General features: G+C 69.4%; 5 protein-coding genes, 1 tRNA gene and 1 rRNA gene. 1 reads left to right on the plus strand and 6 read right to left on the minus strand.

Annotation, left to right across the window (positions count from 1 at the left end; all coding sequences use genetic code 11):
• Window positions 1–167: 167 nt before the first annotated feature.
• From ACIPFH_RS26935 to ACIPFH_RS26945, 3 genes are all read right to left on the minus strand, one after another.
• Window positions 168–2,891, minus strand: coding sequence for a DNA translocase FtsK (locus ACIPFH_RS26935; protein ID WP_401830188.1), 2,724 nt, complete (start codon window positions 2,889–2,891; stop codon window positions 168–170).
• A gap of 164 nt (window positions 2,892–3,055) precedes the next feature.
• Window positions 3,056–3,745: a two-component system response regulator gene (locus ACIPFH_RS26940; protein ID WP_401830190.1), complete on the minus strand. Its 690-nt coding sequence runs from the start codon at window positions 3,743–3,745 to the stop codon at window positions 3,056–3,058.
• A gap of 261 nt (window positions 3,746–4,006) precedes the next feature.
• Window positions 4,007–9,472 (minus strand): HAMP domain-containing protein, encoded by a 5,466-nt coding sequence (locus tag ACIPFH_RS26945; RefSeq protein WP_401830192.1) that lies wholly within the window; start codon window positions 9,470–9,472, stop codon window positions 4,007–4,009.
• Window positions 9,473–9,847: 375 nt separating this feature from the next.
• Here ACIPFH_RS26945 and ACIPFH_RS26950 point away from each other — a divergent pair, with 375 nt between their 5' ends.
• Window positions 9,848–12,589, plus strand: a complete 2,742-nt coding sequence (locus ACIPFH_RS26950) for a SpoIIE family protein phosphatase (RefSeq protein WP_401830195.1) — start codon at window positions 9,848–9,850, stop codon at window positions 12,587–12,589.
• Window positions 12,590–12,648: 59 nt separating this feature from the next.
• Here the strand turns inward: ACIPFH_RS26950 and ACIPFH_RS26955 are convergent.
• The 3 genes from ACIPFH_RS26955 to rrf all read right to left on the minus strand — a co-directional run.
• A tRNA-Thr gene (locus ACIPFH_RS26955) sits at window positions 12,649–12,724 on the minus strand.
• Between the two features lie 74 nt (window positions 12,725–12,798).
• On the minus strand, window positions 12,799–13,461 hold the full coding sequence (locus ACIPFH_RS26960; RefSeq protein ID WP_401830247.1) for a DegT/DnrJ/EryC1/StrS family aminotransferase: 663 nt from the start codon (window positions 13,459–13,461) through the stop codon (window positions 12,799–12,801).
• A gap of 114 nt (window positions 13,462–13,575) precedes the next feature.
• Window positions 13,576–13,668: ribosomal RNA gene (rrf, locus tag ACIPFH_RS26965) — 5S ribosomal RNA — on the minus strand; the annotation flags it as partial.

The following is a 13,668-nucleotide window of genomic DNA, read 5'->3' on the forward strand; positions in this document are numbered from 1 at the left end:
CCTTTACGCCATCGGTATGGCCGGACACGCCGATGACGGGCCGGTTGCGGCCCCGGCGAGGAGCCGCACCTGTCCTCTCGCTCAACTTGACGTATGGCAAGGGGAAACGGTTGCCCACTGCTCTCTAACGGGTGGATCACGGCCGACCCCGCTTCCCTGACCGACGTCTACCCCTCAGACTCCCCCCGGATCACCGCGAGCACGCCGTCCAACTCGTCCGGCTTCACGAGAACGTCACGCGCCTTGGAACCCTCGCTGGGCCCGACGATGTTCCGCGACTCCATGAGGTCCATCAGCCGTCCGGCCTTCGCGAAGCCGACGCGCAGCTTGCGCTGGAGCATGGACGTCGATCCGAACTGGGTGGAGACGACCAGTTCGGCCGCCTGGCAGAGCAGATCGAGGTCGTCGCCGATATCCTCGTCGATCTCCTTCTTCTGCTTGGTGCCGACCGTGACGTCGTCCCGGAAGACCGGCGCCATCTGGTCCTTGCAGTGCTGGACCACGGCCGCGACCTCGGCCTCGGTCACGAAGGCGCCCTGCATACGGGTCGGCTTGTTCGCGCCCATCGGCAGGAACAACCCGTCGCCCTTGCCGATCAGTTTCTCGGCGCCCGCCTGGTCGAGGATGACGCGCGAGTCGGCGAGCGAGGAGGTGGCGAAGGCGAGCCTCGAAGGCACGTTCGCCTTGATCAGACCGGTGACGACATCGACCGACGGACGCTGGGTGGCGAGCACCAGATGGATGCCGGCCGCGCGCGCGAGCTGGGTGATGCGCACGATCGAGTCCTCGACGTCACGCGGCGCGACCATCATCAGGTCGGCGAGCTCGTCGACGATCACCAGCAGGTACGGGTACGCCTGGAGCTCGCGCTCACTGCCCTCGGGCGGCTTGACGGTGCCCTCGCGCACGGCCCGGTTGAAGTCGTCGATGTGCCGGTAGCCGTACGCGGCGAGGTCGTCGTAGCGCAGGTCCATCTCGCGTACGACCCACTGGAGCGCCTCGGCGGCCCGCTTGGGGTTGGTGATGATCGGCGTGATGAGGTGCGGGATGCCCTCGTAGGCGGTGAGCTCGACGCGCTTGGGGTCGACCAGGATCATCCGGACGTCCTCGGGGGTCGCCCTTATCATCACGGACGTGATCAGGCAGTTGATGCAGGACGACTTGCCGGAGCCGGTGGCGCCGGCGACCAGCATGTGCGGCATCTTCGCCAGCGAGTGCATGACATAGCCGCCCTCGACGTCCTTGCCGAAGGCGACCAGCATCGGGTCGTCGTCCTCGGCGGACTCGGCGAGCCGCAGCACGTCACCGAGGTTGACCATCTCCCGGTCGGTGTTCGGGATCTCGATGCCGACCGCGGACTTGCCGGGGATCGGGCTGATGATCCGCACGTCGGGGCTGGCGACGGCATACGCGATGTTCTTCGCGAGCGCGGTGATCCGCTCGACCTTCACGGCGGGGCCGAGCTCGACCTCGTAGCGCGTGACCGTAGGCCCACGGGTGAAGCCGGTGACCGCGGCGTCGACCTTGAACTCGGTGAACACGGTCGTCAGCGAGGCGACCACCGCGTCGTTGGCCGCGCTGCGCACCTTGCCGGGGCCACCGCGCTCCAGCAGGTCGAGCGAGGGCAGCGCGTAGGTGATGTCGCCGGACAGCTGGAGCTGCTCCGCCCGCGGCGGCAGCTCGCGCATCGTCTCGGGGGCCGACTTGGTCAGGTCCGGGACCGATCCCCCACCGGTCTTGAGCTTCTCCTGCCTGGGCCTGGAGGCCGGCGCCGGAACGGGCGTCGGCGTGGTCGGCTCCCCGTCGCCCCCGCTCACCCCCTGGGTGAGGTCGGCGACGATCCGCGAGGGCGGCATCCCGTGCAGGACGGCACCGTCGAGGTCGGCCGCGGCGGCCGCGGCGATGTCCACGGCGTCCATTCGCCGGTCCATGGCCGGCTGCGGCACCGCGGAACGCCGGGGACGGCCGCGCCGCTGGGAGAGCGCCTCCTCCTCGGCGTTCTCGGGGCCGTACGCCCCGGGGGCGCCCGAGCGCCGACGAGGGCGCCCGGGCAGCGCCTCGCGCCACTGCTCGTCGTAACGCGCGTCGTCGTCGAGGTCGTCGTACTCGTCCGCTTCCGGGTCGGGCAGCACGCCCAGCCGCACCCCTAGCTGCCGCAGTCGCTGCGGGATGGCGTTGACCGGCGTCGCCGTGACGACCAGCAGCCCGAAGATCGTGAGCAATACCAGCAGCGGTACGGCGAGAACCTCGCCCATCGTGTACGTCAACGGGGTCGCCGCACCCCAGCCGATGAGGCCTCCGGCGTCCCTTACCGCCTGCATGCCGTCACTGCGGGCGGGCGCGCCGCAGGCGATGTGGACCTGGCCGAGCACGCCGATGACGAGCGCGGACAGGCCGATCACGATACGGCCGTTGGCCTCGGGCTTCTCGGGGTGCCGGACGAAGCGCACGGCGATGACCGCCAGCAGTATCGGCACCAGCAGATCAAGCCGCCCGAAGGAGCCGGTCACCAGGATCTCGACCAGGTCGCCGACGGGACCGCGCAGGTCGGCCCAGGTACCCGCGGCGACGATCAGCGCGATGCCGAACAGCAACAGCGCGACGCCGTCCTTGCGATGCGCCGGGTCGAGGTTCTTCGCGCCGTTCCCTATGCCACGGAACACGGCGCCGACGGCGTGGGCCAGTCCGAGCCAGATGGCGCGCACCAGTCTGTAGACGCCCCCCGTGGGACTCGGGGCCGGTGCGGGCACGGGTTTCTTGGCCGCGGCTTTCCTGGCGGGCGCCTTCTTCGCCGGGGCCTTCTTGGCAGCGGCCTTCTTCGCCGGAGCCTTCACGGGAGCAGCCGCCTTCTTGGCGGGCTGCTTCTTGGCTGCGGAAGGACGTGAGGCCATGGGTGTGAGGTTACCGGTGGAGACCACAACGGACACGTGTGCCCACTGCTTCACCCGTTCGTGTCGCTTTCCCGAAGGCGCGGAACTGACCCGCTCGCCCTGGGTGGAGATGGAACTGACGCGCCCTCACGCACAACTCGAGGTGTCGCACGCGTCAGTTCCGTTCAGTTCTGCGACGGCAGCGAGGCCGCGCCGCTGCCGGTGCCCGGCTCCAGGGCGTCCAGCGCCCGGCGCAGACCCGTGAGTTTGCGCTCCAGGTGCGCCGCCGTGGCCACCGCCGCCGCGTCCGCGGACTCGTCGTCGAGCTGCTTGGACAGGGCCTCCGCCTGCTCCTCGACGGCCGCGAGCCGCGCGGAGAGCTCGGCGAGCAGACCCGCCGACTCCTTGGCGCCACCGCCCGCCGTGGCCTTGCCGCCACCGCCCTCCAACTGCAACCGCAACAGCGCCGCCTGCTCGCGCAACTGGCAGTTCTTCATGTAGAGCTCGACGAACACCGAGACCTTCGCGCGCAGCACCCACGGGTCGAACGGCTTGGAGATGTAGTCCACCGCGCCCGCCGCGTATCCGCGGAAGGTGTGGTGCGGCCCGTGGTTGATCGCGGTGAGGAAGATGATCGGGATGTCCCTGGTCCGCTCCCGCCGCTTGATGTGCGCGGCCGTCTCGAAGCCATCCATTCCCGGCATCTGGACGTCCAGCAGAATGACCGCGAAGTCGTCCGTCAGCAGTGCCTTGAGCGCCTCTTCCCCGGACGATGCCCGCACCAGCGTCTGATCGAGCGCAGAGAGGATCGCCTCCAGCGCCAGCAGATTCTCCGGCCGGTCATCGACCAGGAGGATCTTGGCCTTCTGCACCATGGCCCGCCCTCCTCGCCCCGGCAGTGCACCGGGCGCCGCCCCTGGGGACGACTCCTTTACGCCGCCCATCCCTGTGCCGGTCATGGTAGCCGCACCCCGACCGTCGCCACACCCTGTCACCGTGATGTCACTGTGCACGTAGCAGGAACGCAGCGGAAGACCAGAAGGTTCCCCGGATTCCGCCCCGCTACACGGCGGCGGACACCCTGAGTCAACAACTCAGGGCACACGCCGAAGGTTCCCGTCACTGCGCAGATCCCCTCACTCGTCCCGCATCCACTGCCGCATCACGGACAGCAGGTGATCGGGGTCGACCGGCTTGGTCACGTAGTCGGAGGCCCCCGACTCGATCGCCTTCTCCCGGTCGCCCTTCATCGCCTTCGCCGTCAGCGCGATGATCGGCAGCCCGGAGAACTGCGGCATCCGGCGGATGGCCGTGGTCGTCGCGTAGCCGTCCATCTCGGGCATCATGATGTCCATCAGGACGACCGCCACGTCGTCGTGCTGTTCCAGGACCTCGATCCCCTCCCGGCCGTTCTCCGCGTACAGCACCGACAGGCCGTGCTGTTCCAGGACGCTGGTCAGCGCGAACACGTTGCGGATGTCGTCGTCGACGATCAGCACCTTCTCACCGCCGAACCGGATGCCCACCCGCGCGTTCGCCCCGGCCTCCTGCGCGCGGGCCGGCCACTGCTCCGGCCGCCCCACCTGCTCGCCGCCGCTCACCAGCCGGCGCCTGCGCCGGAAGAGGGCCGCGGGCCCGTTCTGCGCGTCCTGGTACGACCGCACCTCGGCCGGCGTCTCGATCTCCGCCTCGGACAGCTCCGACAGCTCGCGCGCCCCGTTCTCCGAGGCCACCAGGTCACCGGCCTCCAGGGCGGGCACGACCTGCTGGTAACCCTGCGGCGGCAGCTCACTCGGATGCAGCGGCAGGTACAGCGTGAACGTCGAACCACGGCCCGTCTCGCTCTGCGCGTGGATCTCACCCCCGAGCAACTGCGCGATCTCCCGCGAGATCGACAGCCCGAGGCCGGTACCGCCGTACTTCCGGCTGGTGGTGCCGTCCGCCTGCTTGAACGCCTCGAAGATCACCCGCATCTTGCTCGCCGCGATCCCGATGCCGGTGTCGGTCACCGAGAACGCGATCAGCGGCGCGTCCGCGTCGGTCAGCGAACCGGCCTCCAGCAACTGCTCCCGGATCGCCACCGGCACCTCCGCCCCGGCCGGCCGGATGACCAGCTCGACCGAGCCGGAGTCGGTGAACTTCACCGCGTTGGACAGCAGGTTGCGCAGCACCTGGAGCAGCCGCTGCTCGTCGGTGTGCAGCGTGGCCGGCAGCTCCGGCGACACCCGCACGGACAGGTCGAGGCCCTTCTCCGCGGTCAGCGGACGGAAGGTGGCCTCCACGTAGTCGACCAGCTGGACGAGCGCGATCCGCGTCGGCGAGACGTCCATCTTGCCCGCCTCGACCTTCGACAGGTCCAGGATGTCGTTGATCAGCTGGAGCAGGTCGGACCCGGCGCCGTGGATCGTCTCGGCGAACTCGACCTGCTTCGGCGTCAGGTTGGTGTCCGCGTTGTCGGCGAGCAACTTGGCCAGGATCAGCAGCGAGTTGAGCGGCGTGCGCAGCTCGTGCGACATGTTGGCGAGGAACTCGCTCTTGTACCGCATCGACACCGCGAGCTGCTCGGCGCGCTCCTCCAGAACCTGCCGCGCCTCCTCGATCTCGGTGTTCTTCACCTCGATGTCGCGGTTCTGCTGGGCCAGCAGCTCGGCCTTCTCCTCCAGTTCGGCGTTGGACGCCTGAAGGGCCTTCTGCCGCTGCTCCAACTCCGCCGACCGCTCCCGCAGTTGCTCGGTCAGCTCCTGCGACTGCTTCAGCAGCTGCTCCGTCTTGGTGTTGACGGAGATCGTGTTGACGCTGGTCGCGATCATCTCGGCGAGCTGGTTCAGGAAGTCCTTCTGAATCTGCGTGAACGGCGTGAAGGACGCCAGCTCGATCACCCCGAGCACCTGGCCCTCGAACAGCACCGGCAGCACGATCACCTGCGCGGGCGGCGCCTCACCGAGCCCCGAGGAGATCTTCAGATAGCCGGTCGGCGCGTTCGCGACGAGAATCGTGCGCTTCTCCTCGGCCGCCGTCCCCACCAGCGCCTCGCCCGGCCGGAACGACGTCGGCATGGAGCCCATCGAGTAGCCGTACGAACCCAGCATCCGCAGCTCGTACTGATCCACGCCCCCGTCGGCCGGTGGCATCGCCAGGAAGAACGCACCGTGCTGCGCGGCCACCAGGGGCGGCAGCTCGCTCATGATCAGCGAGGCCACGTCCTGCAGGTCGCGCCGGCCCTGCATCAGGGCGGACACGCGCGCGAGGTTGCCCTTGAGCCAGTCCTGCTCCTTGTTCGCGATCGTGGTGTCGCGCAGGTTGGCGATCATCTTGTTGATGTAGTCCTGGAGTTCCTGGATCTCCCCGGACGCGTCCACGTCGATCTTCAGGTTCAGGTCGCCGCGGGTCACCGCGGTCGCCACGCGCGCGATGGCACGCACCTGCCGGGTCAGGTTCCCGGCCATCTCGTTCACGGACTCCGTCAGGTCGCGCCAGGTGCCGTCGACGTCACGCACGCGTGCCTGACCGCCCAGCTGCCCCTCGGTACCCACCTCGCGGGCGACCCGGGTGACCTCCTCGGCGAACGACGACAGCTGGTCGACCATCGTGTTGATGGTCGTCTTCAGCTCGAGGATCTCCCCGCGCGCGTCGATGTCGATCTTCTTCGTCAGGTCGCCCTTGGCGATGGCCGTCGTGACCATGGCGATGTTGCGCACCTGACCGGTCAGATTCGACGCCATGCCGTTCACCGAGTCGGTGAGGTCCTTCCACGTGCCCGCCACACCCGGCACATGCGCCTGACCGCCCAGGATGCCGTCCGTGCCCACCTCACGGGCCACCTTGGTGACCTGCTCGGCGAACGAGGACAGCGTCTTCACCATCGTGTTGAAGGTGTCGGCCAGCTGCTGGACCTCGCCGCGCGCCTCGATCGTCACCTGCCGCGTCAGGTCGCCGTTGGCGACGGCCGCCGCGACCTGGGAGATGTTGCGCACCTGCATGGTCAGGTTCTTGGCCATCAGGTTGACGTTGCCGCTGAGGTCCTTCCAGATGCCCGTGACGCCCGGAACATGCGCCTGACCGCCCAGGATGCCCTCGGTACCCACCTCACGGGCCACCCGCGTCACCTGCTCGGCGAACGAGGACAGCTGGTCGACCATCGTGTTGACGGTGGTGACCAGTTCCAGGATCTCGCCCTTGGCATCGACCGTGATCTTCTTCGACAGGTCGCCCTTGGCGACCGCGGTCGTGACCTCCGCGATCTGGCGCACCTGAATGGTCAGGTTGTTCGCCATGAAGTTCACGGACTGGGTGAGGTCCTTCCAGGTACCGGAGACGCCCTGCACCTCGGCCTGACCGCCGAGCTGCCCCTCCGTACCCACCTCACGGGCCACCCGGGTGACCTCCTGGGCGAACGACGACAGCTGGTCGACCATCGTGTTCAGGGTGTTCTTCAGCTCCAGGATCTCCCCGCGCGCATCCACGGTGATCTTCTGGGAGAGGTCACCGCGGGCCACGGCGGTGGCGACCTGGGCGATGTTGCGCACCTGGGCGGTGAGGTTGCCGGCCATGCCGTTCACCGAGTCCGTCAGGTCCCGCCACACACCCGCCACACCGGGCACCTGCGCCTGCCCGCCCAGCCGCCCCTCGGTGCCCACGTCGCGCGCGACCCGCGTCACCTGGTCGGCGAACGCGGAGAGCTGGTCGACCATCGTGTTGATGGTGTTCTTCAGCTCGAGGATCTCCCCGCGCGCGTCGACGTCGATCTTCTGCGACAGGTCACCGCGGGCCACGGCCGTCGTCACCTGCGCGATGTTGCGCACCTGCGAGGTCAGGTTCCCCGCCATGGAGTTGACGGAGTCCGTCAGCTCCTTCCACGTACCCGAGACGCCGTCCACCCGGGCCTGCCCGCCCAGCCGGCCCTCGGTGCCCACGTCCCGGGCCATCCGGGTCACCTGGTCGGCGAACGACGACAGCTGGTCCACCATGGTGTTCACGGTGTTCTTCAGCTGGGCCATCTCGCCGGAGACGTCAACCGTGACCTTCTGCGACAGATCACCATTGGCCACGGCCGTGGTGACCTGCGCGATGTTCCTCACCTGTCCGGTGAGATTCCTGAACGCCGTGTTGACGGAGTCCGTCAGGTCCTTCCACGTACCGGCCGCGCCCGACACCTGCGCCTGACCGCCCAGCTCACCCTCGACCCCGATCTCGCGCGCCACGCGCGTCACCTCGGCGCCGAAGGCCGACAGCTGGTCGACCATCCCGTTGACGGTGTTCTTCAGCTCCAGCATCTCGCCGGCCACGTCCACCGTGACCTTCTGCGAGAGATCTCCGCTGGCCACGGCCGTGGTCACGGCGGCGATGTCCCGCACCTGCGTGGTGAGATTGCGGAACACCGTGTTGACGGAGTCCGTCAGGTCCTTCCACGTCCCGGCCGCGCCCGGCACGTTCGCCTGGCCGCCCAGCTGCCCCGCGGCCCCCACCTCGTTGGCCACGCGCGTGACCTCGTCGGCGAAGGTCCGCAGCGTCTCGGTCATCTGGTTGATCGTGTCGGCGAGCTGCGCGACCTCACCGCGCGCCGACACCGTCACCTTCTGCGACAGGTCACCGTTGGCGACCGCCGTCGTCACCTCCGCGATCCCGCGCACCTGGGCCGTCAGATTCCCGGCCATGGTGTTCACCGAATCGGTGAGCTCCTTCCACACGCCGTCCACGCCGGACACCTGCGCCTGACCACCGAGAATGCCCTCGGTGCCCACCTCGCGGGCGACCCGCGTCACCTCGACCGAGAACGCGGAGAGCTGGTCCACCATCGTGTTGACGGTGTTCTTCAGCTCGAGCATCTCGCCCTCGACGTGGACCGTCACCTTCCGGGACAGGTCCCCCTTGGCCACCGCCGTCGTCACCAGCGCGATGTCCCGCACCTGCGCCGTCAGCCGGTACGCCATCGTGTTGACGGACTCCGTGAGGTCCTTCCACGAACCGGACATACCGCGCACCTGGGCCTGACCGCCCAGCTTGCCCTCGGTGCCCACCTCACTGGCCACCCGCGTGACCTCGTCGGTGAACGTCGACAGCTGGTCGACCAGGTTGTTGACCGTCCGCCCGACCTTCAGGAACTCGCCGCGCAACGGCTGCCCGGCCGCCCCCTCCGGCGTCTGGGTCCTGAGCTCCATCCGCGGGGACAGATCGCCCTCGGCGACCGCCGACAGCACCCGCCCGACCTCGGAGACCGGCCGGACCAGGTCGTCGACCAGCGCGTTCGAGTTGTCGACGGCCGTCGCCCACGACCCCTCACAGGCGCCCGTCTCGAGCCGCTCGGTGAGCTTTCCCTCACGTCCCACCATGCGCCGCACCCGCGACAGCTCACCCGTGAGATGCAGATTGCGGTCCGCCACCTCGTTGAACACGGCCGCGATCTCCGACATCACGCCGTCCCCGGACACCGTGAGCCGCTTGCGGAAATTGCCCTCCCGCATGGACACCAGGGCTCCCAGCAGCCGGTTCAGGGCCGCCGTGTCCACGACGGTCGTCCCGCCACGTGGTGTGCGCGGCCTGCTCAGAGACTGTCCGCCTTTCGCGCGCGCCTTAGTGCCCCGCGTCGCTGCGCCAGACTCCACTTGTCCCTCCCGCAGGGATCGACCGTAACCGCTGTGCCTGGGTGCTGCTGCTCGCCATACCTGGTGCCACTCGGGCATCCGCCCGATGAAACCAGGCGGACCCGGGGGACTGCTGCCCCCTGTACTCAGAAGACACCCAGTCTGCCCGGACCTTCACAAGAAGCCTGCCCAGTGTTTCACCCTTGCCGAACCAGGCCATAACAGTTCGGCAGCTTCGCACATCGTCCGCACACCCTCGGGCGGAAACACAGGTGACCGGCATCCTTAGGGACCCGGAAGGTAAGTAACCTTGCATGCGGCTGTCCAGCCACGCCGGTCCGACCGGCCTGGGCGGTGGCACGAGCACGAGCGGGCATCGGAGGGGCGGCCGCACACATGACCACCGGACTGATTCCGGGGGGACAGACCCCGGACCCCCGGCCTGCAAGCACGCGTGCGCCCCACCAGCGGGGCGACCTGACCGGCCAGGGAGCCCTGCACGTCGACGACCGGCCGAGGAGTTCAGTGATCACCGCGCGCGCGGCTGCCAGCTTCGAGCCCGTCGGACGATCGGTAGCGACCGCCCGCTCCTTCGTCCGGGACACCCTCCAGGGCTGGGGCTTCGCCGACATCATCGACGACGCCGTCGTCCTCACCAGTGAACTGGTGACCAACGCCGTCGTCCACGCGGGCACCCACGCCGACGTCCTGTGTCTGCGCAGCGCCGAGGGCGTGCGCATCGAGGTGTCCGACCGGTATCCCGAACGCGAGATCCCTCTCCAGGGCTCCCTCGCCACCATGGGCAGTCCGGACCGCGAAGGCGGCCGCGGCCTCCAGCTGTGCGCGGCCATCGCCGGCCGCTGGGGCGTCGAGTACACCCCCACCCGCAAACAGGTCTGGTTCCAGCTCGACCTCCCCGACCGCCCGGTGGGCACCCGCACGGCCGGCCCGTCCCTCCCGGCCGCCCTCCTCCCGCTCGCCGACAGCCGGGTACGGGTGGCGGTCGTCCAGATCGACCGTACCGGCGCCATCTCGGCCTGGAACGAGGACGCCGAGGAACTCTTCGGCTACACGGCCGCCCAGGTCACCGGCAAGCCCCTCACCGACCTCGCCGCCTGGCCGCACACGCCCGGCACCAGTACCGGCATCGTCGAAGCCCTCCAACTCTCCCGCTGGGAGGGCAGCTACGGCATCCGCGGCTCCAACGGCCGCGTCACGCCCGTGTACGCGTCCCACCTCCGCGTTCGCGACACCGACGGCGAGCCCTCCACCGTCTGCCTTCTCGTACGCGACCACGAACGGGCGGTCCTGCAGACCCCGTCGCGCCTCCCGGCCTCCGACACGACCACCGGCTCCGACGGCCAGAGCACGGACCCCTTCGAGGTGTTCATCGGCTCCCCCGCGCCGGACGACCTCGACGGTCTCCTCCAGCGCACGGTGGAACGCGCCCGCGACATGCTCGACGCGGACTCCGCCTTCCTCCTCCTGGCGACCGACGACGAGACGGAGTTGGAGGTACGCGCCTCCACCGGCCTGCCCTCCGCCCGCCAGCGCTTCGCGCGCGTGCCCGTCGAGGCGGGCCCCGGCCGCTACGGCTCGGCCCGCATGCCGGCCGTCCACGAGGACCTCCTGGCCGTCCCCGGCGCCGTGCCCCTGCTGAACGGCACGGGCATGCGCTCCGTCGTCACGGTCCCGCTCAAGGTCGAGGGCCGCCTCACGGGCTCCCTCGGCGTGGCCGCGGAGGCCGCCGGCCGCTACTCCAACGAGGAGGCCCTGCGCCTCCAGTTCGCGGCCGACCGCATCGCCCTGGCCGTGGAGTCGGCCCGCCTGGGCGAGTTGGAGCGCCTGCGCCGAGGCTCCCTCAGCTTCCTCGTCGAGGCCTCCGACCTCCTCGCGGGCACCCTGGACCGCGACCAGACCCTGGCTCTGATGGCCCAGATGACCGTTCCGACCCTGGCCACGTGGTGCGCGGTCTACACGATCGCCGACCAGGCCTCCGACCCCTACCTGTCGTACGTCCTGCACGAGGACGAGGAACTCATCGACGGCATCAAGTCGTTGCTCTCGAAGATCGCCCCGCCGGACCCGGTCCCCACTCCCGGCGCCCGGGTCTGGGCGGCCCCGGCCGCCGCCGCGCACGACGCGGCCCTGCGCAGTTCCATGCGCAGCCTCGGACTGACCGGCGGCCCGACCCACCAGGTGTCGTCCGGTATCGGTCCCACGCTCGCCACCGCCTCGGCGGTGGGCGGCGAGACCGTCGTCCTCCCCCTGGTCGCCCGCAACCGCGTCATCGGCATGCTGACCCTCGGCAAGCCCACCGACGAACACTTCCGTCAGGAGATCCTGGAACTGGCCGAGGACCTGAGCCGCCGAGCGGCCCTGGCGCTCGACAACGCCCGCCTGTACTCCGAGCGCACGGCCATCAGCCAGGCCCTCCAGCGCAGCCTCCTGCCCCCGGAGACCCCCAAGATCGACGGCGTCGAGGTCGAGGTCATCTACCGCGCCGCCGGAGAGGGCAACGAGGTCGGTGGCGACTTCTACGACGTCTTCCCCATCCGAGACGGCGTCTACGGCTTCGCCATCGGCGACGTCTGCGGCACCGGCCCGAACGCGGCGGCGGTGACCGGCCTGGCCCGGCACGCCCTTCGGCTCCTGGCCAGGGAGGGCTTGAGCGGCCCGGCCGTCCTGGAGCGTCTCAACTCCGCCATCCTCGACGAGGGCGCCCGCAGCCGCTTCCTGACCCTCCTCTACGGCGAGATGCGCCCCCGGGAGGACGGCAGCGCCGAGCTGAAGGTGGTCTGCGCCGGCCACCCGCTCCCCCTGCGCCTGCGCCAGGACGGCACGGTCGAGGCAGCGGCCGAGCCCCAGCCCCTGCTGGGCGTCATGGAGGACCTGGAACTCTACGAACAGACGGTCACCCTCGATCCGGGCGACGTCCTGCTCTGCGTCACGGACGGCGTCACCGAACGCCGCGAGGGCACCCGCATGCTGGGCGACGACGGCCTCGCCGACGTCCTCACCACCTGCACGGGCCTCACGGCCGGCGCGGTCGCGGCCCGCATCATGCGCGCGGTGGAACGCTTCGCGTCCGACGCCCCCTCCGACGACATGGCGATCCTGGCGATGCGAGTGGCGTGAGAAAAGAGTACGCAGGGCATGAAGAAAGCCCCCGCCCGATAGGGCGGGGGCTTTCTTTGTGGAGCCCTCTAACGGAATCGAACCGTTGACCTTCTCCTTACCATGGAGACGCTCTACCGACTGAGCTAAGAGGGCCGGTCGCTTTCGAGGTTTCCCTCGCGGCAACAGAACAGATCGTACCCCGAACTGGCCGGTGTTCCCAAACTCGTTCAGAAGGCGGGCTGAAGCAGTCCGCCGAGCGCGTTGCAGGCGGACAGGATCCGCTGCATGTCCCGCTTCGTCAACGAGGCGTCCACCGGCAAGGCGAGGGTCTCGTCCGCGGCCAGCTCGGTCTCAGGCAGCGACACGCACCGCCGGAACTCGGGCAGCCGGTGCAACGGAGTCTTCACCGGCACCCGGCACTCGACTCCCTTTCCCCGCAAGGCCCGCGCGAAAGCATCCCGGTCGGGCCGCCCGTTCCCCGGCACCCGCACGACGTACTGCTGATAGGTGTGACCGTCCCCGCCGTCCGGCATTCGCACCCCACGCAACCGCCCGTCCAGGAAGGCGGCCCGCTCCCGCCGTTGCGCGATCTCGTCGTACGGCGCCTCGGACTCCCCCTGCTCCAACACCAGCAGCCCATGCCGCCGCCCCACCCCGTGCAACCGAGCGACGTTCGCCGGCCGGCCGAAGCGGTGCACGACAACGACGGCCGCGGTGCGCGGTGTTACGACGGCCTCGACGGTGTCCGGCTCCAGGCAGTACGTCAACGGATCGACATCGGCGAACACCGGCAACGCGCCCGCCAGAGCGACTGCTCCGGCGACTTCCGCATTCCCGAAGGCCGGCACGATGACCTCGTCACCCACTCCGACGCCTGCGGCTCTGAGCATTGCAGCAGTACCCATGCCGTGGATGCTGAGGGCGGAACATGAACTTCAAGTGGCCGAAAACAAAAAAGGGTTGGTCCCTGAACCAAAGTTCAGGGACCAACCCTTTGAATGATTGTTCGGCGGTGTCCTACTCTCCCACAGGGTCCCCCCTGCAGTACCATCGGCGCTGTAAGGCTTAGCTTCCGGGTTCGGAATGTAACCGGGCGT

The organism is Streptomyces sp. NPDC088157, from assembly GCF_044741545.1.
Lineage (GTDB): Bacteria > Actinomycetota > Actinomycetes > Streptomycetales > Streptomycetaceae > Streptomyces.